Consider the following 21,756-nt stretch of genomic DNA (forward strand, 5'->3'; position numbering starts at 1 on the left):
AATTAACTTCATATGAAAAAAATATTTAATGTTCGATCGATCATGATTGTATTGGGAATTTTACTATGTATAGGAGGAGTTGGAGCATTAACTTACCTCCATCTACATCAAGCTCCAGTTCCACCGCTTGCTCAAGAGGGAACGACGGCTCAACCAGCTGGGTCCAAGCAAGAGAAGCAACCCCTCCAACCTCCTCGTGTCAAAACTCCTGAGGAGAAACAAGCCGTCATGGATCAAGATCGTGAAACCATGGAGAATTTGGGTCTTGTCTATGATTATGCCAATAAAGGCTTGGTAGAAGTTGTACAAGACTACATGGCTGAATATGGTATTGATCCTTCCCAAATTACCTTTACCTATAAAAATCCTGCGACAGGTCAACAATTTTCGATGAATGAGTTACAGCCAATGACAGCGGGAAGTACTTATAAACTGCCCCTAAATATGTTAGTCGTGGATGAAGTCGATGCAGGGAAATTAAACTTAACGGATGAATTTGATATTACCAATACTTACTACGAGTACCTTGGAGAGCATGATAATTATGTAGCTGCCTTTGGTGGAGCTATGACGATTCCAGATATGCAACGTTATTCTCTTGTCTATTCAGAAAATACGCCGGCATATGCCTTGGCCGACCGCTTTGGTGGCATGGACAATGTCTATGGGAAGTATGAAAAATATGGAAAATCCCGTGCAGAAATAAAAACTATTAGTCCTGAAAACAAAACGACATCTGATTACTATATTCAAGTCTTGGACTATCTTTGGAACCACAAAGAAAAGTATGGGACCTTGCTAGAATTAATCGGAGAGTCCTTTCCAAATGAATACTACAAACGGTATTTACCAGATTTAGTCATTCAGCAAAAACCTGGTTATGTAGCGGAAGCCCTGAATGTCGAAGCTATTGTTTACGAACAAACTCCTTATCTTATCTCAATTTTTACAGCTGGTCTAGGGGGGACAACCCCAGAAAGTACGGAGATCAGTGGTTACGGTCTTCATTTACTTGGTCAACTCTGCTATGTGATCAATGAATGGCACCGTGTAAATGTCAATTAAGGAATTAGAACCTTTCCCAAGATAGTTTTGGGAAGGTTTTTTCTATGCAAAATATGGTTTAATGGTTAAAATCTTGGTGACATTCTTTGAGGTCAGTGAATAAATATGATATAATAACTAAAGAACCTAAAGAAAGAATAGAAATGATTACAAAAGAAGATTATCAGTTGATTCGATCCCATCCAGCTTTCTCTGAAATTCCAGTTGAAAAATTTGATAAATTAGCTGTAGAGCTTCATTATAGAGAAATACCAAAGGGACAAATCCTATTTTTTGCTGGTGATAAACGCGATCGTATCTTTTTAGTGGTGGAAGGCTATGTCCGGATTGAGGAGTTTGACTCTTCTGACACCTTCTCGTATATGGATTACATCAAAGAAGGAGCTGTCTTCCCATACGGTGGTATGTTTACAGATTCAACTTATCACTATACAGCCACTTCCATGACAACGGTAAAATATTTCAGTATCCCTGTTCAGCTTTATGAGGAAATTGTTCAGTCCAGTATGGAACAAGTTCTCTTTATAACGAGAAAACTTTCAAAAATTCTGGAATTCCAGGAGTTGCGGCTTCGCAATGTGGTGGCAGCTAGTGCCAGTGATCGTGTGATCCAATCCCTAGCTCTACTCTGTAAGGATTATCAAAAGTCTGGGCCAACTATTCCTTTTCCAATGAGTATGAAGGAGTTGGCTAGATTAGCTGCTACGACGAGAGAAACCGTTAATCAAGTGTTAAAGAAGCTCCTAGAAGAGGAGAGAATCGAGTACAAGCATAAGAAATTAACCTTTCTAGATCTTCCATTCTTTTTAGATAGTTTTGAAGAAGCCTAATAGGGCTTCTTTTATTTTCTGTCAAAAACGTTAAAAAGTTTCAAAAATCAAATAAAAAAATATTTACTCGCAAAAAGAATATATTTAGCAAAATATTCAAAGAAAGCGGTTCATTTTTCATAAAACAAGGGTGATATTTAAAAAAATGTCAGATTCTTGGCATTCGTAATGGAAGATTGATTGTGAAAGCGGTACCAATTGGTGATAAAATAAAACCTGTAAACGGGATTAGCTAAGCTAAACCGCAAGAAAAAGGAGGACTATAGATGTCTACACACCCAATTCATGTTTTCTCAGAAATTGGAAAACTGAAAAAAGTTTGTTTGCACCGTCCAGGTAAAGAGTTGGAAAACTTGATGCCTGACTATCTTGAACGTCTTCTTTTTGATGATATTCCTTTCTTGGAAGATGCTCAAAAAGAACACGACGCATTTGCTGAAGCACTTCGTAACGAAGGAATCGAAGTACTTTACCTTGAACAGTTGGCTGCTGAGTCATTGACTTCTCCAGAAATTCGCGATCAGTTCATCGAAGAATACCTTGAAGAAGCGAACATTCGTGGACGCCAAACAAAAATTGCGATCCGTGAATTGCTTCACAGCATTGAAGACAACCAAGAATTGGTTGAAAAAACAATGGCAGGGGTTCAAAAAGCTGAACTTCCAGAAATTCCTGAAGAAGCAAAAGGATTGACAGACCTTGTTGAATCTGACTATCCATTTGCTATCGACCCAATGCCAAACTTGTACTTCACACGTGACCCATTTGCGACAATTGGTAATGCAGTATCATTGAACCACATGTACGCAGATACACGTAACCGTGAAACATTGTATGGTAAATACATCTTCACATACCACCCAGTTTACGGTGGAAAAGCAGAACTTGTCTACAACCGTGAAGAAGATACTCGTATCGAAGGTGGAGATGAGTTGGTACTTTCTAAAGATGTATTGGCAGTTGGTATCTCACAACGTACAGATGCTGCATCAATCGAAAAATTGTTGGTAAACATCTTCAAGAAGAACGTTGGCTTCAAGAAAGTATTGGCCTTCGAATTTGCTAACAACCGTAAATTCATGCACTTGGATACAGTATTCACAATGGTGGACTACGATAAATTCACAATCCACCCAGAAATCCAAGGTAACCTTCGCGTCTTCTCTGTAACTTATGAAAACGAACAGTTGAAGATCGTTGAAGAAAAAGGTGATTTGGCAGAACTTCTTGCTGAAAACCTTGGTGTTGAAAAAGTTACTTTGATTCCATGTGGAGATGGCAACATCGTTGCTGCTGCGCGTGAACAATGGAACGACGGATCAAATACTCTTACAATCGCACCTGGTGTGGTAGTCGTATACGACCGTAACACTGTTACTAACAAGAAATTAGAAGAATACGGACTTCGTTTGATCAAGATCCGCGGAAGTGAATTGGTTCGCGGTCGTGGTGGACCTCGTTGTATGTCAATGCCATTCGAACGTGAAGAAATCTAATCATCCTTCTACAGGTTAGACGGGCTCAGTGTCTAAACTGAGCCCTCTAAACTGAATGACAGGATCTTATCATGCATAATTAAAGGAGATAATTAATGACAACTTCAGTATTCCAAGGACGTAGCTTTTTAGCAGAAAAAGACTTTACACGTGCAGAGTTAGAATACCTTATCGGACTTTCAGCTCACTTGAAAGACCTTAAAAAACGCAACATCCAACACCACTACCTAGCTGGTAAAAACATTGCGCTTTTGTTTGAAAAAACTTCAACTCGTACTCGTGCAGCCTTCACTACTGCAGCCATCGACCTTGGTGCTCACCCAGAATACCTTGGTGCAAACGACATCCAACTTGGTAAAAAAGAATCTACAGAAGATACTGCAAAAGTTCTTGGACGTATGTTTGACGGTATTGAATTCCGTGGTTTCAGCCAACGCATGGTTGAAGAATTGGCTGAATTCTCAGGTGTTCCAGTATGGAATGGTTTGACTGACGAATGGCACCCAACTCAAATGCTTGCTGACTACTTGACTGTTCAAGAAAACTTTGGACGTTTGGAAGGTTTGACACTTGTATACTGTGGTGACGGACGTAACAACGTTGCAAACAGCCTTCTTGTAACAGGTGCTATCCTTGGTGTGAACGTACACATCTTCTCACCAAAAGAACTCTTCCCAGAACAAGAAATTGTTGAATTGGCAGAAGGATTCGCAAAAGAAAGTGGCGCTCATATCTTGATCACTGAAGATGCTGACGAAGCTGTGAAAGGTGCAGATGTACTTTACACTGACGTTTGGGTATCTATGGGTGAAGAAGACAAATTTGCAGAACGCGTTGCCCTTTTGAAACCTTACCAAGTGAACATGGAATTGGTTAAGAAAGCTGATAACGAAGACTTGATCTTCTTGCACTGCTTGCCAGCTTTCCACGACACAAACACTGTTTATGGTAAAGACGTTGCTGAAAAATTCGGCGTTGAAGAAATGGAAGTTACTGACGAAGTGTTCCGTAGCAAATATGCTCGCCACTTTGACCAAGCTGAAAACCGTATGCACACAATCAAAGCGGTTATGGCAGCTACTCTTGGTAACTTGTACATTCCAAAAGTTTAAGACTTTATAACCGTATACCAACAGCTATAGGGGCTGGACTGCTAGCTTTAGTCCTGCCCCTATTTTTTATAGAAAGGGAAAACCTATGTCAAGAAAAATCGTCGTTGCTTTGGGAGGAAATGCTATTCTCTCATCTGATCCTTCTGCGCAAGCTCAACAAGAAGCACTTGTAGAAACAGCTAAACACTTAGTTAAATTAATCAAAAATGGGGATGACTTGATCATCACTCACGGAAATGGTCCTCAAGTAGGAAACCTTTTGCTCCAACATTTGGCAGCAGATTCTGAAAAGAACCCAGCTTTCCCACTTGATTCATTAGTTGCTATGACCGAAGGAAGCATTGGTTACTGGCTTCAAAATGCTCTTCAAAATGCTCTTCTTGAAGAAGGAATTAAAAAAGATGTGGCTTCTGTTGTGACACAAGTCGTTGTGGATAAGAATGACCCAGCTTTCGTTAACTTGAGCAAACCAATCGGCCCATTCTACTCTGAAGAAGAAGCAAAAGCAGAAGCTGAAAAATCAGGTGCAACTTTCAAAGAAGATGCTGGTCGTGGCTGGCGTAAAGTTGTTGCTTCACCAAAACCAGTGGATATCAAAGAAATTAATACTATCCGTACTTTGTTGAACGACGGTCAAGTCGTTGTAGCTGCCGGTGGTGGCGGTATCCCTGTTGTGAAAGAAGCAGATGGTAGCCTATCTGGTGTTGAAGCGGTAATCGATAAAGACTTCGCATCTCAACGTTTGGCTGAATTGGTAGAAGCAGACCTCTTCATCGTTTTGACAGGTGTAGACTATGTCTTTGTGAACTACAACAAACCAGATCAAGAAAAATTGGAACATGTCAATGTCGCTCAATTGGAAGAGTACATCAAACAAGACCAATTTGCACCAGGAAGCATGCTTCCTAAAGTAGAAGCTGCGATCGCCTTTGTAAATGGTCGTCCAGAAGGAAAAGCAGTCATCACTTCACTTGAAAACCTTGGCGCTTTGATTGAGTCTGAAAGTGGAACAATTATCGTTAAAGACTAATTCATGCACATGAGGAGGGGAGTAAATCTTATTTTTACAGGATTTTGTATAAAGATTCTCCCCTTGTTTTTTCTAAAAAAGATTAGGAAAAACTAGTTTTTTAATCTTAAATATGATAAAATAAACATATAGGTAAGCGCTTTCTAAAAGATAAACCTTTTGAAAGAGTCACTCAAACTTTGTTGCGTTAGGAGGATAAGCAAATGAGTGAAAAAGCGAAAAAAGGGTTTAAGATGCCTTCATCTTATACCGTATTGTTAATCATCATTGCCATTATGGCAGTGTTAACTTGGATTATTCCAGCTGGTCAATACAAAGTTGACGATGGTGGTGCCATCATCGCAGGTAGTTATGAAGCTGTGAAACAAAATCCTCAAGGGATTTGGGACGTCTTGATGGCCCCAATCAATGCCATGCTTGGTAAAGCACCAACCAGTGCAGCCATTGACGTAGCCTTCTTTATCTTGATGGTCGGTGGTTTCCTTGGTGTTGTGAACGAAACAGGTACCCTTGATGTAGGGATTGCTTCTATCGTTCGTAAATACAAAGGCCGCGAAAAAATGTTGATCTTGATCTTAATGCCATTGTTTGCCCTTGGTGGGACAACTTATGGTATGGGTGAGGAAACCATGGCCTTCTATCCACTTCTTGTACCTGTTATGATGTCTGTTGGTTTTGACAGCTTGACAGGGGTAGCCATTATCTTGCTTGGTTCACAGATTGGATGTTTGGCATCTACCTTGAACCCATTTGCGACAGTTATCGCATCTGATACTGCAGGTATCTCAAGTGCTTCAGGTCTCTTGCTTCGTTTAATCTTCTGGATTGTCATGACAGCCCTTAGCACCTACTATGTATACCGTTACGCTGATAAAATTCAAAAAGACCCAACCAAATCTCTCACCTATGCTACTCGTGAAGAAGATTTGAAACACTTCAACGTTGATAGTGGCGAAGAAATTCCTTCACAAATGAACAAGAAACAAAAACGTGTCTTGCTCGTCTTCATTTCAACATTCGTCATCATGGTTGCTGGATTTATCCCATTCAAAGATTTGGGTATTACATTCTTTGACAGCTTTAACGAGTCTCTCCATAAAGTTCCTTACCTTGGTCAATTGATCGGTAACACAGATGCTCTTGGTACTTGGTACTTCCCTCAAACAGCTATGCTCTTTGCCTTCATGGGAATCCTTGTTGGTATCATTTATGGCTTGAAAGAAGAACAAATCATTTCATCCTTCATGAATGGTGCAGCTGACCTCTTGAGTGTTGCTATTATCGTAGCAGTAGCACGTGGTATCCAAGTCATCATGAACGACGGTATGATCACTGCAACAATTCTTCACTGGGGTGAAGAAGGACTTAAAGGTCTTTCATCTCAATTGTTCATTGTCTTGACTTACATTTTCTACTTGCCAATGTCATTCTTGATTCCATCATCATCTGGTCTTGCCAGCGCGACAATGGGTATCATGGCACCTCTTGGTAAATTCGTCAATGTACCAGCTAGCTTGATTGTTACAGCTTACCAATCTGCATCTGGTGTCTTGAACTTGATCGCACCAACTTCAGGTATCGTAATGGGAGCTCTTGCTCTTGGACGTGTTGAATTGAGTGCATGGTGGAAATTCATGGGTAAATTGGTCGTAGCGATTGTAGTGATTACCATTGCCCTTCTTCTACTAGGAACTGTGGTTCCATTCTTACAATAGAATAAAGTAGGTGTTTCATGAAAAATAGAATAAAGGACGATGTAAAAGAGCAGTTTTTAACCTCTCTTCAAACCATCATTTCTTATCCTTCGGTTTTAAACGAAGGCGAAAATGGAACACCGTTTGGACAAGCTATCCAAGATGTCCTTGAGAAAACGTTAGAAATTGCTCAAGAAATGGGCTTTCAAACCTATCTAGATCCTGAAGGATACTATGGATATGCAGAGATCGGTCAGGGGGAAGAACTCCTGGCCGTTCTTTGTCACTTGGATGTTGTTCCAGCCGGTGATTTAGAAGATTGGCAGACGCCACCTTTTGAGGCGACTCTGAAAGATGGATGGTTGATCGGACGTGGAGTACAAGATGACAAGGGGCCATCCCTTGCGGCCCTTTACGCAGTTAAGAGTCTGCTTGACCAAGGACTTGTATTTACCAAACGGATTCGCTTTATATTTGGTACGGACGAGGAAACTCTCTGGCGCTGTATGAACCGCTACAATCAGCTAGAAGAAAAAGCAGATCTTGGCTTTGCTCCAGATTCGTCCTTCCCATTAACCTATGCTGAAAAAGGCTTGCTTCAAGTGAAGCTCCATGGACCAGGCTGGGAGGATCGTCCTTTACAAGCTGGTCGTGCCCTTAACGTGGTACCAGATAAGGCAACTTATAAAGGGGAACGCTTAGAGGAACTTTTACCAGTGATCGAGCAAAGTGGTGTGAACTATACAGAAGAAACTGGAGCAGTAACCGTTCTTGGACTGTCTAAACACTCCAAGGATGCGGCTGAGGGTGTCAATGCTATTGTCGGCTTAGCGGAAAGTCTTTCCTTGATCCAGCCTCATCCAGCCCTTCTCTTTATAGCAGATGCTGTTGGGGAAGATGCGATAGGAGCAGCTCTCTTTGGTGAAATCAAAGATGAACCAAGTGGTGCTCTTTCCTTCAATATTGCGACCCTCTCTATTGATGAAGAGCAATCTGAAATCGGGATTGATATTCGGATCCCTGTCCTAGCAGATAAGGATGCTTTAGTAGAGCGATTAACTGAAGTGGCAGCTAGCTATCAACTTCAGTATGAAGAGTTTGATTATGTAGCTCCCCTGTACGTTCCATTAGATAGTCCGTTGGTGAGTACTCTGATGGCGGTCTACCAAGAAGAAACGGGGGATCAGACTCCAGCTATGTCCTCAGGAGGAGCTACTTTTGCTCGAACCATGGAAAATTGTGTGGCTTATGGGGCCCTCTTCCCTGATGCTCTCCAAACAGAGCACCAGGCGAATGAACGAGCCAAACTGGATGATTTGTATCGTGCAATGGAAATTTATGCCGAGACCATTCGACGGTTAGCAGGCAAAGAAGTCTAATATAGATTTGAAAAAAGCTTAGATGGTCAGTGAACTGCACCCCAAAAGTTAGACAGAAAAAATCTAACTTTTGGGGTGTTTTTATTATGAAATTGACTTATAAAGATAAAATTCAGATCTATGAACTTAGAAAACAAGGATATAGCTTAGAGCAGCTTTCAAATAAATTTGGGATAAACAATTCTAATCTTAGGTACATGATTAAATTGATTGATTGTTACGGAATAGAGTTCGTCAAAAAGGGAAAAAATAGATACTACTCTCCTGAATTAAAACAAGAAATGATTGATAAAGTTCTACATGAAAACTGGTCTCAAGATAGAGTTTCTCTCGAATATGCTCTCCCAAATCGTGGTATGCTTCCAAATTGGATGGCACAATACAAGAAAAACGGGTATACTATTGTTGAGAAAACAAGAGGGAGAGTACCTAAAATGGGACGTAAACGTAAGAAAACTTGGGAAGAAATGACAGAACTAGAGCGACTCCAAGAAGAGAATGAACGCTTACGTACCGAGGTGGCTTACTTAAAAAAGTTAAAAGAGCTAGAAGACAGGGACGAAGCCTTACAACGAGAAAGGCAGAGACAATTAGAGAAATGGCTTCAGGAGGATTTCGACTAGATTTACTTCTTGAAGCGGCTCGTTTACCTCGCTCAACTTACTACTATCAGTTGAAGCAACTGGATAGGCTTGACAAAGATAAAGATCTTAAAGCTGAAATTCAATCCATTTTTACTGAGCACAGAGGAAATTATGGCTATCGCCGAATGACTCTTGAATTGAGAAATCGTGGTTATATGGTCAATCACAAAAGAGTCCAACGCCTGATGAAGGTCCTTGGTTTAAGTGCTCGAATTCGTCGTAAACGGAAGTATTCTTCTTACCAAGGAGAGATTGGTAAGAAAGCAGATAATCTTATTCAACGCCAATTTGAAGCAACCAAACCAATGGAAAAGTGCTATACAGATGTGACAGAATTTGCCATTCCAGCAAGTAATCAAAAGCTCTACTTATCACCAGTTTTAGATGGCTTTAATAGCGAAATTATCGCCTATAATCTTTCAACTTCACCAAACTTAGATCAAGTGGAAGCTATGTTAAACCAGGCTTTCAGTGAGGATCATTACACAAATACTATTCTCCATAGTGATCAAGGATGGCAGTATCAACATCAGTATTATCATCATTTTTTAGAGGGTAAAGGAATCCAACCGTCCATGTCACGTAAAGGAAACAGTCCAGATAATGGCATGATGGAGTCCTTCTTTGGCATTCTTAAGTCTGAGATGTTTTATGGTTATGAGAAGACCTTTCACTCACTTGAGCAATTGGAGCAAGCTATTGTAGACTATATTGATTATTACAACAACAAACGAATTAAGATAAAACTAAAAGGACTCAGTCCTGTGCAATACAGAACTAAATCCTTTGGATAAATTAATTGTCTAACTTTTTGGGGTCAGTACATCAGACCATCTAAGCTTTTTTTTTATTTGCTAAAGAAGAAGGGGGGAGTAAATTCTTTCAATTTTTCAAAGCAGTCCAAGGCACCTTGATTGTCTTCACAGATGATGAGACAGACGTCATCTCCGCAGACGGTTGCGACAATTTGTGGTAATTCCAGGGCGTCTAGGATAGCACCGAAAGACTGAGCCAGTCCAGGGAGAGTTTTCACCACCACTTGGTTTTGGACGGGACGAAGCATGACGAGGGCATCCTCCATATAAAAACGCAGTCGGTTTTCCCAGCGAGATGGGGCAATGCTATTGATAGCATAGTAAGAGGTATCCCCTTCGTTAATTTTTACTAGATTCAAGGATTTGACATCTCTTGATAGAGTTGACTGGGTCACGATGATGCCGTTAGCTTCCAGGCTGTCCTGTAATTCCTGTTGGGTTCGAATTTTCTTTTCTGAAATAATGGACCGGATCAGACGGTGGCGACTTTCAATCTTATTCATAAGGGGCTCTCCTTATTTGATAAACATAGCATCTCCAAAGCTGAAGAAACGGTAGCCTTGGTCGATAGCGTGCTGATAAGCATCCAGAGTGAGTTCTCGACCTGCGAAGGCAGAAACGAGCATGACTAAGGTTGATTTTGGTAAGTGGAAGTTGGTTGAAAAGGCATCGACAACCTGCCACTGATAGCCTGGTTTGATAAAGATATTGGTCCAACCAGAGTCGGCTTGTAACTCCCCATTAAACTTGTTCCCAATTGTTTCTAAGGTTCGGATAGAAGTGGTTCCAACAGCTACGATGCGGTGACCACTCGCTTTAACTTGCCGAAGGGTTTGGGCAGCTTCTTCAGAGAGTTGATAAAATTCGGAATGCATCTCATGTTGGTCTAGGTTATCGACGGATACAGGACGGAAGGTACCCAGCCCGACATGAAGGGTTAGATAAACCAAGTGAACCCCTTTGTCTTCAATCTTTTGTAAGAGCTCAGGTGTGAAATGGAGGCCAGCTGTAGGAGCTGCGGCAGATCCATTTTCTTTGGCATAGACCGTCTGGTAACGTTCCTGATCTTCTAATTTTTCATGGATGTAAGGTGGTAGGGGCATTTCTCCTAGACTTTCCAAGACTTCAAGGAAAATCCCTTGATAAGAAAACTCTACGATACATCCTCCGTGTTCCAGCTTTTTGATTAGGGTAGCTTGAAGACGTCCATCTCCAAAGCTGACGACCCCTCCCTCTTTGAGACGTTTAGCAGGTTTGGCAAGAACCTCCCATTGATCGCCCTCGATATTTTTTAAGAGGAGAAGCTCCACATGACCTCCTGTATCCGGTTTGACCCCATGAAGACGAGCTGGAAGGACACGGGTATTGTTCATAACCAAAGCATCCCCTGGTTCTAATTCATTGATAATGGCGTCAAAATGTTGGTCTTCCATCTGACCTGTTTGTCGATTGAGGATTAGTAGTTTTGAGGCATCGCGCTTCTCTAGTGGGGTTTGCGCAATTAATTCCTCGGGGAGGTGGAAATCAAAGTCATTCGTGTTCATGTTCTCTCCTTGTATCTAAATTCTTCTATTTCTTACATTTAACCTTCCCCATTATATCATGAAATAAGAGTGAAACAAAGGAAATCACTAGGCGAATTTTAAAGGGATGAAGGTGAAAAATCCTTCTTTCGTATGAAGAAAGCGCTTGACAAAAATTGGTCTATACCATATAATGAAAATAAGAAATAAGCGGAGGTCTAATCATGAAAGTTATTGAAGTAGCCAATCAAATCGAAGGAGGGCAGGTTGCTTTTGGCCTGTTAAAAGAAAAGTTAGAACAAGGTGCGAAAACGCTGGGGCTTGCGACTGGAAGTAGTCCACTTGAATTTTATAAATTGATTCGAGAAAGTGACTTGGATTTCTCAGACATGGTCAGTGTCAACTTGGATGAGTATGTCGGTTTGACGGGAGAGGATCCTCAATCTTATCGTTACTTTATGCAGGAAAATTTATTTAATGAGAAACCCTTTAAAGTCAGCTATCTTCCAAAAGGAAATGAAGATACTGCAGAAGAAGAAACAGCTCATTACAATGAAATTTTGGCCCAAAACCCAGTAGATCTGCAAATTCTAGGAATTGGTCGCAACGGGCATATTGGTTTTAACGAACCTGGAACCCCTTTTGACAGCCAAACGCATTTGGTCCATTTGGATCAATCAACGATTGAAGCCAACGCTCGCTTCTTTGAAAAAATTGAAGATGTGCCAACTCAAGCCATTTCCATGGGGATTGCGAATATTCTCGCTGCTAAGTCTATCATTCTCTTTGCCTATGGAGAATCAAAGGCGCAAGCAATCGCAGGAATGGTCAATGGTCCAAAAACAGAGAGTTTACCAGCGAGTGCGCTTCAAGGTCATCCAGATGTCGTGATTATTGCAGACCAAGCAGCCTTGAGCCTACTGTAACCAGTTGAAAAAGAGAGACCTATCTGAAATATCCTGAAAGATAGGTTTTTTTATGGATTGAAGTATGGTACAATAAGATAAAATTCTATATTTGAGGAAAATATATTTTGAAAAAGAAGTTGCTCGTTTTAGGAATCGTCGTCTTATCTCTGCTCCGGCCATTGTCGATTGTGGCTGATGAGTTAGTGGATATGGCGCAAAAAATGTATCCCAATGATCATGTGCAGGCCTATAACCGACCTAGGTCTTCCCTCGTTATCGACGCGAATACCGGGGATGTTTTGTGGAGAGACAATATTGATGAGGTGCGGGATCCTGCAAGTATGAGTAAGCTCATGACGTTGTATCTGCTTTTCGAATCCACGAAAGAGGGGAAGATTACCAAAGATACGGTTGTCACTGCAACAGCTGCGGATCAATCCATGTCAAAAATCTATGAGATTTCCAACAATAACATCGTTGCAGGCGTAGACTATACGGTCTCTGAATTGATTACCATGACCGCGGTTCCATCCTCCAATGTTGCCACGATTATGTTGGCCAATCTCCTTTCTAACCACGATGCGGATGCCTTTATTCAGAGGATGAATGAAAAGTCCAAGGAGTTGGGGATGACTAATACCATTTGGAACAATCCTAGTGGTGCGGCCATTTCAACCTTCCAAGGTTTATATACCAGTTATAACTATCCAAATGATGCTGCTAACCAGACAACTGCAAGAGACTTGGCGATTCTCGTCTATCATTTCGTGAAAGAATATCCTGAGATTCTTAGCTATACCAATCAGGCTAAGGTGACCGTCAAACAAGGAACTCCTTATGAGGAAACCTTTGATACCTATAACTATTCCTTGCCAGGAGCTAGATATGCTCTTGAAGGAGTAGATGGTCTGAAGACAGGCTCGAGTCCTCGTGGTGCCTTTAACTACATCGCAACCGCTAAACGAGGAGAGCAACGAATTATCTCCGTAGTCATGGGAGTTGGTGATTGGTCTGACCAGGATGGCGAATACTATCGACATCCATTTGGCAATGCCTTGATCGAAAAAGCTTTTGCAGATTATCGTTATAAGAAGTTATTGGATAAGGGTGTTCAGACGATTGATGGAAAGACCTACACACTGGATCAACCTTTCTATGCCACGGTCAAAAAAGGAGAAGAGAATCCAAAACTCGTTGTCAAAAATGGACTGGTAGAGGCGGATTCAGGCTTGATGACCCTATCAGAAAAGATTTCTGATGGACTTCCAGTCAAAGAAGGAGCCGTGAATCAATCGGATACCCAAAGTACTACGGCTTCAACTACAGGGAAATCCTTCCATTTTCCTCTTGAAAGCCTGATCATTCTGATTCCAATTTTCATTCTTGCTATGATTCTGTATTTAGAAAAAGCCCGTCGTAAAGAACGTGCGCTCAAGGCTCAGGATCGATACAAAAAATAAATAATCAAAACTCAACTGAAATCCAGTTGGGTTTTGTCATTGCCTCTTATATTTAAATTTGAAAGGAAACTAATGAAAGCATTTCGAAATTCCTATTCTGCTTATTTATTTTTATATAGTTTTTACTTCATGTCGACTGCTCTCTTTACGACTCTAATCTCTGTCTATCTTATCGGCCAGCAGTATTCAGCCAGTCAAGTCTCTCATTTGGTATCAATGGCCTTTTTCCTATCCATGCTTACCCAGCCCTTATTTGGTTATATCAATGAACGATTTGGTATTGTTAAAATCACCACTTTGAGCTTAGGAGTCCTCATGGCAGGAGTGGCTGGCTTCATCTGGGCCCCTAACTACTTTTGGTTGACAATTTTTTATGGCTTAGTTTTGCTGTGTCTAAATGGGACGGCTCCCATGATGGAGGTTTTCGCTACCCAGAGTTCCTATGCTTTTGGAAAAATCCGCGTTTGGGGGACACTAGGGTATGCGGCTGGAGCGCAACTAGCTGGTTGGCTCTATGCTCATCTTAGCCCCCAGTCTGTATACTATTGTGTTTTGGTAACTATCCTTCTTAGTTTCCTCACTTTAGGAGCTATTCGTATCGACAAGACCAGTCGGGTACAGAAAGAAGCTGTATCGATCCGTCCTTTGCTCCACAATGGTCCCTATCTCTTTTTCCTACTACTGATGGGGCTTGTGTCGGGCGTGGGTAATATTGGCCATACCTATATTCCAGCTCTCTTGATGGATAGTGGGCTCCCTGTTCAGATAGCGTCTACGGTTGTGGCCCTATCTGTCGTTGTAGAAGCGCCCCTCATCTTTTTCTCGGACCGTTTTATGGACCATTGGCCCTTGCGTCTCCTGATTTTGCTTCCTGTGGGGATTCTCTTGCTTCAGTATCTCATCTATGCTCTTCCGAGTCCGGTCTTCTTAAAAGTGCTGGTCACCCTCTTGGCTAAGCATACGACAGGGATGGTCTTGATCATGGTCTCCTTGCGTTTTATCTCCCAACAGGTGGATAAAAAAGATCTAGTATTAGCCATGGCTCTTGTGCAAGGAGTCCGCTATCTTGGTACCATTCTCTTGCAACCGCTAGCAGCTTTCTTTGTGGATCACGGAGGATTTTCAATGATGAGTTACTTCTTGGTGGCTGTCCTGGTCCTCGTCCTTCTACTAAGTCTCTTTTTAAAGATGCCAAAAGGAAAATCTCCAGGTCTCTTTGGGAACACGAAGGAGTAAAAAGTTTAGGAAATAGAGTTTGTGAATAGAAGGACTTATGCTATAATGGAGAACGATGATGTTTATGAAAGAAATGAGAGAGAATGAAGTTTAAACGTGCCTTATTTGCGACACTTTCCCTTGCTTGCCTGTCTTTCCCAATGCTAGCAAAGGCGGATGATCTTTATCAACAAGAAGATATCATGTCGATCACAGAAAAATCAGGGACTTCGGTGGATGAATTTTTCCGTCCCAAGGCTGATATTGTCGTTGATGCTCATACAGGAGCTATTCTTTACGGAGATAATATTGATGCTCCTCGTGACTCCGGTAGTATGGCTAAATTGATGTCCGTCTACGTGCTTCTGAGAGCTATTAAAGAAGGGCAGCTGGATTATGATACCCTGATTACAGCGACGGATACGGATGTGATCATTTCTCAAAATCAGAAGTTGAGCAATAGTCCCATTGTGGCGGGTGCTCAATACAAGGTATCTACCCTCCTAAATATGATTTTTGTTCCTTCATCCAGTGCTGCTACCATCATGATTGCCAATAAGGTGTCTGGAGGAGATCCAGATAAATTCTTGGATTTGATGAACCAGCGGGCCCAGGAAATTGGAATGACCAATACCAAGTGGAACAATCCTAATGGTGCCCCAACTGCAGTCTTAGATGGCTACTATAATCCGACCCGCTATGATCAACATGCCATTAACCAAACAACAGCAAGAGATATGTCTATTTTGGCCTATCACATAGTTAATGAGTTCCCTGAAATTCTCAACTATACTAAAAATGCCAAGATAACACTCTTCCAAGGGACAGATTATGAAGAAACCCATGAAAATTACAATTATTCCTTGGAAGGTGGAAGGTATTCTCTAAAGGGAGCGGATGGCCTAAAAACCGGCTCTAGTCCGACAGCAGATTATAATTACACCTTGACGGTTAATCGCGGAAATCAGCGATTTGTTCAAGTCATTATGGGAGTTGGGCATTACGATGTGGAAATTGCAGAGAGCCTGCGCCACGTCATTGGAAATGCCCTGATTGAAAGACTGTATCAGGATTATGAGTACAAAGAGGTGCTGCCTGCAGGGGATCACACGATTCAGGGGCAAACCTATCACTTAGACAAACCCTTCTATGCTACAGTGAAAAGAGGGACCAATCCAGAGATTAGTGTTCAAAATGGACAACTACAAATCGCAAATGGCTTGCAAACGGTATCTCCGTCCATTCAGCAAACGCAGGCTGTAAGCGCAGTAGAAGCGCCCCACCAGAAGACCACGAGTAGTCGTCAAAAAGGCTGGGATCCAATGTGGCTCTGTTGCTTCCTTCCCTTTATTTTCTTAAGAGTTTTCTTTAACATCAGATATAAGAGAAAATAAAAAGATTTCCAGATTTGGAAATCTTAAATTAAAGAAATAGTATTCCTAGAAACTTTCCTTAGGTGAGTACGGACGTCAGCGAACTTCGAAGAAGTTCCATGACTTAGTTTTGGATCTAAGGCTCCAAAACTCCCGAGTGCTAGAAACAAGAGTGTTTCTAGCACTTTTCTCACAGCGGAAAGTTTTTGTCCTTCTTAAATGCCTAAAAAATATAAGTCATTCTTTGATAATCATCCGACTATCTTAAGTAAAAAATAGTTTCTCTACATTCGAAGATTTCCAAATACGGAAATCTTTTTTTGTAGTGAACAAAAGGAACCGCTGCTTCCTGGGAGGAGAGAAGCAGTGCTAGAGCAGTTGTTCTCCTACATTTTCGGATTTGATTTCACAATCTATCATCAGTTAGTGATTGATTTGACTGTCAAATTATTCGATGATACAATGGTCTCGAATCAATATTAAAGGAGTAATCGAATGAAAAAATTGATTTTATCTACTACAGCCTTGTTGGCAGCTGCTTCGCTTGCAGCTTGTTCAGGTAAGCAAGAAGTAAAAACCGAAGCTTCTTCATCTACTGAGAAGACAGAAAAGGTAACAAGCAAGTCTTCTAGCTCATCTAAGGCAGAAAAGACTTCTTCTAATACTAGCTCTCAAACAACTAGTGATATATTCCCATCAGATGAAGAGCTTGAGAAGTTAAAAACAGTTGGTGATTTTAAAAAGTGTTTCGCAAAAATCTTGGATGAATCCAATCGCCTGATGACTGAATCAATGGAATCTCTTCCTGAAAGTGCCAAAGAGACATTTGCTCAAACGGCAGATTCTCTTAAGGAGACTCTTGCAAAATCTAAGGAAGCATTTAACAAAGCGGTTGAGCGTTATGGGGATGATAATGCGGAAGTTCCAAAAGAGTTTCGTGAAACCTTTATTGAACAGTTGAAGGATGCTCGCGACTCTGCCAAAGATTCATCAGAGTCACCAGTGGACCATGATTCAGACGATGAAGACAGCGATTCAGATGAATAAATAGATGGCTAGCATTGGACTTTTTGGTTAAAAGCCAAAAGGAGGAGACGAGTGGAGGGATTTTCTACTTGCAAGAATCTCCCTCTTCCCTTAGGGTATCCTCTCTTATACCTCATGTTGGAGAAGTTGTAGAGATAGAAGAACTTGTCCACGTGATGCCGATATTTTCTAGGATTTCGACAGTGAATCAACCTTTAAGTATCTGGAGATAAGGGAGAGGTGCGCCTCATCCAAATAAATCGATAGACCGGAGATCAACTGATCTCTGGTCTTTTTTAGAAAGTCTCAGGGAGGATGCATGAATTGACGGCAACCTAGCTTGATGCTAAAATGGTAGTGGAAGCTTAAAAAGGAGAGAGTGAATGAAAAAAATACTATTATCGACGCTTGCTTTACTGGGAGTGATGGGGCTAGTAGCCTGCTCGAATCAAGAAGGGACCTCGTCCAGTGAAAAGTCTGTAAAGGAAACACGCCAGTCATCAACCTCTTCTCAGGGCAAGAAAGTGACCAGCTTGAAAGGATCCTCAGAGTCTCCTTTTGTCTTGTATACAGATGAGGAACTTGAAAATGCTAGAACTGTTGGAGACTTTAAAGCGCTCTATGCTTTGATGATGGACCGAACCGTTGCTCATTCAGAGGAAGCAGGAGCATCACTGACGGGCTCAGCTAAAGAGACCTATGAGACCTATCTGAAAGATTTGAAAGAGAAAATGGAAACGAGCAAGGCCCGCTTTAATGAATCCATGGATACGATAGGGTCCGAAGATACCGAAGTTCCGGAAGCTACTCGTGCAACCATTGTTGAAAAATTTGAAACGGCTCGAAAACAAGCTGAAGCATCTGAAAATGGGACCGCTCCATCATCGGAAACTCCAGATCCGGCATCAGACGAGAATTCGAGCGAGTCAGATCAATAAGCGAGGGATGTTTTTAAACGTCTCGTCTAGGATGGATGAGCAGTTGCTTTACATGTAAGGACGATTATATCTAAACAAGGAGCTTGGCTCCTTTCAGATTGAAGATAAAGTAATTTTAGAAACTTTCCTTAGGTGAGTACGGACGTCAGCGAACTTCTACGAAGTTCCATGACTTAGTTTTGAGCCTAAGGTCTCAAAACTCCCGAGTGCCTGAAACAACTGTGTTTCAGGCACTTTTCTCACGGCGGAAAGTTTTTCATCTTCTTAAACGACTAAAAAATGAAAGTCATTTTTTGAAAATCATCCAGCTGTTTTATAAAAAAATAATAGTTTGTCTGGATTCAACAAGGAGCTGGGCTCCTTTTTTTCTTTCTCTTCTATAGAAGCCTCTTCGGTTACGAATTATATAAGTGGAGGTGATGACATGTTTATTGCGACAGATGCAAAGCAACAGCGTTGGAATTGTTTGGAGAAGATCCCGATGAAAAAGGAAGGTCCTTTTTTCTGTCTCTTGTGTGGAAAGGAAGTCCGCTTAAAGAAAGGGGTCGTGATGCGTCCTCATTTTGCTCACGTTAGCCTAGAGGCTTGCCCCTTTCATCATGAGACGGAAAGTCCCGAACATCTAGAGTTAAAGCTGGGGCTTTATCAATGGGCCAAGCAAAACTCAGATGCTGAAGTAGAAAGTCCTCTGCAGGCTTTCCAACAGATTGCGGATGTTCTCCTTCCGGATCAAAAGATTGCCTTAGAAGTGCAATGTAGTTCCTTGTCTATGGAGCGTTTGAAAGAACGGAGCGATGCCTATCGCAAGCATGGTTATCAGGTCTATTGGTTGTTAGGGAAAAACTTGTGGCTTAAGAAAAGCTTGTCTGCTCTGCAAGAAGGTTTTGTCTATTTTAGTCAAAATAGGGGCTTTCATCTCTGGGAGTTGGACCTAGAGAAGCAGGAAGTTCGTCTCCACTATCTCATTCATCAAGACTTGCGAGGGCGTCTTTATTATCGGACTCAACATTTTCCTTTTTATGGAGGGAATCTGTTAGAAGTTTTGCGGACGCCTTATGCCCAACAAAACTTGCAACAAATGACAGTCCCTCTAGACAGACAGTTTAAGGACTATCTTCGTCAACAGCTGTACTACCGGCATTCTAAATGGATGGCTCTTCAGGAACAACTCTATCTGAAAGGAAAGCATCTCCTGGAATTGGACTTGGAAGCTTTTTATCCCCTTTGTCGGCCGCTGAAGTCTTCCCATTTTATCCAGATTAGGGGAGATTGGCGAAGCTATTACCAGGACTTTATGACCTACTATCGTTCAACTGGAATGAAAGCGACGCAGACTCTTTATTCACCTCGTTTTTATCAGAATGGGAAAGCTTAAATTTCCGTGAATCAAATACCCCCAAATGGTAATATATGTGATAAAATAGAAACATTGGAGGATTTTTGTAATGGTAAAACAACGAAATGAAATTGATGAAAAATACCAATGGGATTTGTCAACCATTTTTGCGACAGACCAAGCTTGGGAAGAAGAAGCAACTGCTTTAGCTGCAGCGATTAAAGATGCTGCCCATTTTGCAGGCTCTTTATTGTCTTCTCCAGCCAACCTATTAGAAACAACAGAAGTTTATTTGGACTTGAGCCGTCGTTTGGAGAAGGTCTATGTCTACGCCCATATGAAGAATGATCAGGATACGCGCGTAGCCAAATACCAAGAATTCCAATCAAAAGCCATGTCCCTTTACAGCCTTTTAGGGGAGACTTTTGCCTTCTACGAACCAGAATTTATGGAGATCACCGAAGAGCAATATGCCAACTTCTTGAAAGAAGTCCCTGCCTTAGAAGCTTATGCTCATTACTTTGACAAATTGCTCAAAACCAAAGAGCACGTTCTTTCTCAAAAAGAAGAAGAATTGCTAGCAGGAGCGGGTGAAATCTTTGCTGCTGCGGGTGAAACCTTTGAGATTCTGGACAATGCCGATATCGTCTTCCCAATGGTGAAAGATGACCAAGGGCAAAAAGTGCAGTTGACTCATGGAAACTATATTTCTTTGGTAGAGTCGAAGGATCGCCAAGTCCGTAAGGAAGCTTACCAAGCCTTGTATGGTGTCTACGAACAGTACCAACATACTTATGCCAAGACCCTTCAGACCAACGTCAAGGTCCACAATTACAATGCTAAGGTTCGCAAATTCTCTAGCGCGCGTGAAGCAGCTCTTTCTGCTAACTTTATCCCAGAGAGCGTCTATGATAGCTTGGTAGAAGCGGTTAACAAGCATTTGCCTTTGTTACAACGCTACGTGAAACTTCGCTCAAAAATCTTGGGAATTGAAGATTTGAAGATGTATGATGTCTACACACCATTGTCTTCTACTGATTACAAGTTCACCTACGAAGAAGCCCTTGCTAAATCTGAGCAGGCTTTGGCGGTGCTTGGTGATGATTACCTATCCCGCGTGAAGCGCGCCTTCACCGAACGTTGGATCGACGTCCATGTCAACCAAGGGAAACGCTCAGGGGCCTATTCAGGTGGTTCATACGATACCAATGCCTTTATGTTGTTAAACTGGCAAGATACATTGGACAACCTCTTCACCTTGGTGCATGAAACTGGTCACAGTATGCATTCTAGCTATACACGTGAGACCCAACCTTATGTCTATGGAGATTATTCTATCTTCCTTGCTGAGATTGCTTCCACAACCAATGAAAATATCTTGACTGAGCAATTGTTGGCAGAAGTAGAAGATGATGAAACCCGTTTTGCCATTCTCAACCACTTCTTGGATGGTTTCCGTGGTACCGTCTTCCGTCAAACCCAGTTTGCTGAGTTTGAGCATGCCATTCATAAAGCAGATCAAGAAGGACAAGTCTTGACCAGCGAATTCTTGAATGAGCTCTATGCGGACTTGAACGAGAAATACTATGGTCTTTCTAAAGAAGACAATCCAGAAATCCAATACGAATGGGCTCGTATTCCTCATTTCTACTATAACTACTATGTTTTCCAATATTCAACCGGTTTTGCAGCAGCTTCTGCCTTGGCTGAGAAAATCGTTCATGGAACACAAGAAGATAAGGACAAATATCTAGAGTATTTGAAGGCCGGAAATTCAGATTACCCACTCAACGTCATCCGCAAGGCGGGTGTTGATATGGAAAAAGAAGACTACCTCAATGCCGCCTTTGAAGTCTTTGAACGTCGTCTCAATGAATTTGAGGCCCTGGTTGAAAAATTAGGATTGGCCTAA

At 41.6% G+C, this 21,756-nt stretch carries 18 protein-coding genes; 16 read left to right on the forward strand and 2 right to left on the reverse strand.

From position 1 onward, the window contains the following. Positions 1–12 precede the first annotated feature (12 nt). The 8 genes from N596_RS00875 (at position 13) to N596_RS09525 (ending at position 10,044) form a co-directional block, all read left to right on the forward strand. Positions 13–1,065, forward strand: a complete 1,053-nt coding sequence (locus N596_RS00875) for a serine hydrolase (protein ID WP_023022684.1) — start codon at positions 13–15, stop codon at positions 1,063–1,065. Positions 1,066–1,208: 143 nt separating this feature from the next. Then, on the forward strand, positions 1,209–1,895 hold the full coding sequence (locus N596_RS00880; RefSeq protein ID WP_042361014.1) for a Crp/Fnr family transcriptional regulator: 687 nt from the start codon (positions 1,209–1,211) through the stop codon (positions 1,893–1,895). A 266-nt stretch (positions 1,896–2,161) separates the two neighbouring features. Beyond that, positions 2,162–3,391 carry an arginine deiminase gene (gene arcA / locus N596_RS00885; RefSeq protein ID WP_023026601.1) on the forward strand — a complete coding sequence of 410 codons (1,230 nt, stop codon included), beginning with the start codon at positions 2,162–2,164 and terminating at the stop codon, positions 3,389–3,391. A 95-nt stretch (positions 3,392–3,486) separates the two neighbouring features. Further along, a complete protein-coding gene (gene argF, locus N596_RS00890) occupies positions 3,487–4,503 on the forward strand; it encodes an ornithine carbamoyltransferase (RefSeq protein WP_023022690.1) in 1,017 nt (338 codons plus the stop codon). Positions 4,504–4,588: 85 nt separating this feature from the next. Next, the gene (arcC, locus tag N596_RS00895; RefSeq protein ID WP_023022692.1) at positions 4,589–5,533 is read left to right on the forward strand and encodes a carbamate kinase; all 945 of its coding nucleotides are present in this window, start codon (positions 4,589–4,591) and stop codon (positions 5,531–5,533) included. Between the two features lie 203 nt (positions 5,534–5,736). Beyond that, positions 5,737–7,248 (forward strand): YfcC family protein, encoded by a 1,512-nt coding sequence (locus N596_RS00900; RefSeq protein ID WP_006596655.1) that lies wholly within the window; start codon positions 5,737–5,739, stop codon positions 7,246–7,248. Positions 7,249–7,265: 17 nt separating this feature from the next. After that, the gene (locus N596_RS00905) at positions 7,266–8,606 is read left to right on the forward strand and encodes a dipeptidase (RefSeq protein WP_023026602.1); all 1,341 of its coding nucleotides are present in this window, start codon (positions 7,266–7,268) and stop codon (positions 8,604–8,606) included. A gap of 86 nt (positions 8,607–8,692) precedes the next feature. Then, positions 8,693–10,044, forward strand: a protein-coding gene (locus tag N596_RS09525; protein ID WP_123159464.1) for an IS3 family transposase whose coding sequence is annotated in 2 segments (ribosomal slippage) — positions 8,693–9,134 and positions 9,134–10,044 — 1,353 coding nt in all. Because the reading frame shifts where the segments join, the coding sequence is not laid out codon by codon here. A gap of 53 nt (positions 10,045–10,097) precedes the next feature. Here N596_RS09525 and N596_RS00920 read toward each other — a convergent pair. Continuing rightward, entirely contained in the window at positions 10,098–10,568 is a 471-nt protein-coding gene (locus tag N596_RS00920; protein ID WP_006596653.1) for an arginine repressor, read from the reverse strand. 12 nt (positions 10,569–10,580) lie between these two features. After that, positions 10,581–11,609: a tRNA preQ1(34) S-adenosylmethionine ribosyltransferase-isomerase QueA gene (gene queA / locus N596_RS00925; RefSeq protein WP_023026605.1), complete on the reverse strand. Its 1,029-nt coding sequence runs from the start codon at positions 11,607–11,609 to the stop codon at positions 10,581–10,583. A 203-nt stretch (positions 11,610–11,812) separates the two neighbouring features. On the opposite strand from queA, the gene N596_RS00930 reads away from it, so the two are divergent. The 8 genes from N596_RS00930 (at position 11,813) to pepF (ending at position 21,756) form a co-directional block, all read left to right on the forward strand. After that, positions 11,813–12,514, forward strand: a complete 702-nt coding sequence (locus N596_RS00930) for a glucosamine-6-phosphate deaminase (protein WP_023026606.1) — start codon at positions 11,813–11,815, stop codon at positions 12,512–12,514. Positions 12,515–12,621: 107 nt separating this feature from the next. After that, positions 12,622–13,956, forward strand: a complete 1,335-nt coding sequence (locus N596_RS00935) for a DUF1958 domain-containing protein (protein ID WP_023026607.1) — start codon at positions 12,622–12,624, stop codon at positions 13,954–13,956. A gap of 72 nt (positions 13,957–14,028) precedes the next feature. Next, positions 14,029–15,192 carry an MFS transporter gene (locus tag N596_RS00940; protein ID WP_023022707.1) on the forward strand — a complete coding sequence of 388 codons (1,164 nt, stop codon included), beginning with the start codon at positions 14,029–14,031 and terminating at the stop codon, positions 15,190–15,192. 83 nt (positions 15,193–15,275) lie between these two features. Beyond that, positions 15,276–16,565 (forward strand): DUF1958 domain-containing protein, encoded by a 1,290-nt coding sequence (locus tag N596_RS00945; RefSeq protein WP_023026608.1) that lies wholly within the window; start codon positions 15,276–15,278, stop codon positions 16,563–16,565. Between the two features lie 474 nt (positions 16,566–17,039). Further along, positions 17,040–17,591, forward strand: a complete 552-nt coding sequence (locus N596_RS00950) for a hypothetical protein (RefSeq protein ID WP_023026609.1) — start codon at positions 17,040–17,042, stop codon at positions 17,589–17,591. A 362-nt stretch (positions 17,592–17,953) separates the two neighbouring features. Next, positions 17,954–18,508: a hypothetical protein gene (locus N596_RS00955; protein WP_023026610.1), complete on the forward strand. Its 555-nt coding sequence runs from the start codon at positions 17,954–17,956 to the stop codon at positions 18,506–18,508. A 424-nt stretch (positions 18,509–18,932) separates the two neighbouring features. Beyond that, positions 18,933–19,883, forward strand: coding sequence for a competence protein CoiA (locus N596_RS00960; RefSeq protein ID WP_023026611.1), 951 nt, complete (start codon positions 18,933–18,935; stop codon positions 19,881–19,883). A gap of 70 nt (positions 19,884–19,953) precedes the next feature. Continuing rightward, a complete protein-coding gene (pepF, locus tag N596_RS00965; RefSeq protein ID WP_023026612.1) occupies positions 19,954–21,756 on the forward strand; it encodes an oligoendopeptidase F in 1,803 nt (600 codons plus the stop codon).

It is taken from the genome of Streptococcus ilei (genome assembly GCF_000479335.1).
In the GTDB taxonomy this organism is placed as follows: Bacteria; Bacillota; Bacilli; order Lactobacillales; family Streptococcaceae; genus Streptococcus; species Streptococcus ilei.

Excerpts from the sequence above, each read along its gene's own strand:
- N596_RS00900 (WP_006596655.1), top strand. The coding sequence starts at position 5,737 with ATGAGTGAAAAAGCGAAAAAAGGGTTTAAGATGCCTTCATCTTATACC.
- N596_RS00945 (WP_023026608.1), top strand. The coding sequence starts at position 15,276 with ATGAAGTTTAAACGTGCCTTATTTGCGACACTTTCCCTTGCTTGCCTG.
- N596_RS00960 (WP_023026611.1), top strand. The coding sequence starts at position 18,933 with ATGTTTATTGCGACAGATGCAAAGCAACAGCGTTGGAATTGTTTGGAG.
- N596_RS00880 (WP_042361014.1), top strand. The coding sequence starts at position 1,209 with ATGATTACAAAAGAAGATTATCAGTTGATTCGATCCCATCCAGCTTTC.
- arcC (WP_023022692.1), top strand. The coding sequence starts at position 4,589 with ATGTCAAGAAAAATCGTCGTTGCTTTGGGAGGAAATGCTATTCTCTCA.
- queA (WP_023026605.1), bottom strand. The coding sequence starts at position 11,609 with ATGAACACGAATGACTTTGATTTCCACCTCCCCGAGGAATTAATTGCG.
- N596_RS00920 (WP_006596653.1), bottom strand. The coding sequence starts at position 10,568 with ATGAATAAGATTGAAAGTCGCCACCGTCTGATCCGGTCCATTATTTCA.
- N596_RS00875 (WP_023022684.1), top strand. The coding sequence starts at position 13 with ATGAAAAAAATATTTAATGTTCGATCGATCATGATTGTATTGGGAATT.
- N596_RS00940 (WP_023022707.1), top strand. The coding sequence starts at position 14,029 with ATGAAAGCATTTCGAAATTCCTATTCTGCTTATTTATTTTTATATAGT.
- arcA (WP_023026601.1), top strand. The coding sequence starts at position 2,162 with ATGTCTACACACCCAATTCATGTTTTCTCAGAAATTGGAAAACTGAAA.
- N596_RS00950 (WP_023026609.1), top strand. The coding sequence starts at position 17,040 with ATGAAAAAATTGATTTTATCTACTACAGCCTTGTTGGCAGCTGCTTCG.
- pepF (WP_023026612.1), top strand. The coding sequence starts at position 19,954 with ATGGTAAAACAACGAAATGAAATTGATGAAAAATACCAATGGGATTTG.
- N596_RS00955 (WP_023026610.1), top strand. The coding sequence starts at position 17,954 with ATGAAAAAAATACTATTATCGACGCTTGCTTTACTGGGAGTGATGGGG.
- argF (WP_023022690.1), top strand. The coding sequence starts at position 3,487 with ATGACAACTTCAGTATTCCAAGGACGTAGCTTTTTAGCAGAAAAAGAC.
- N596_RS00930 (WP_023026606.1), top strand. The coding sequence starts at position 11,813 with ATGAAAGTTATTGAAGTAGCCAATCAAATCGAAGGAGGGCAGGTTGCT.
- N596_RS00905 (WP_023026602.1), top strand. The coding sequence starts at position 7,266 with ATGAAAAATAGAATAAAGGACGATGTAAAAGAGCAGTTTTTAACCTCT.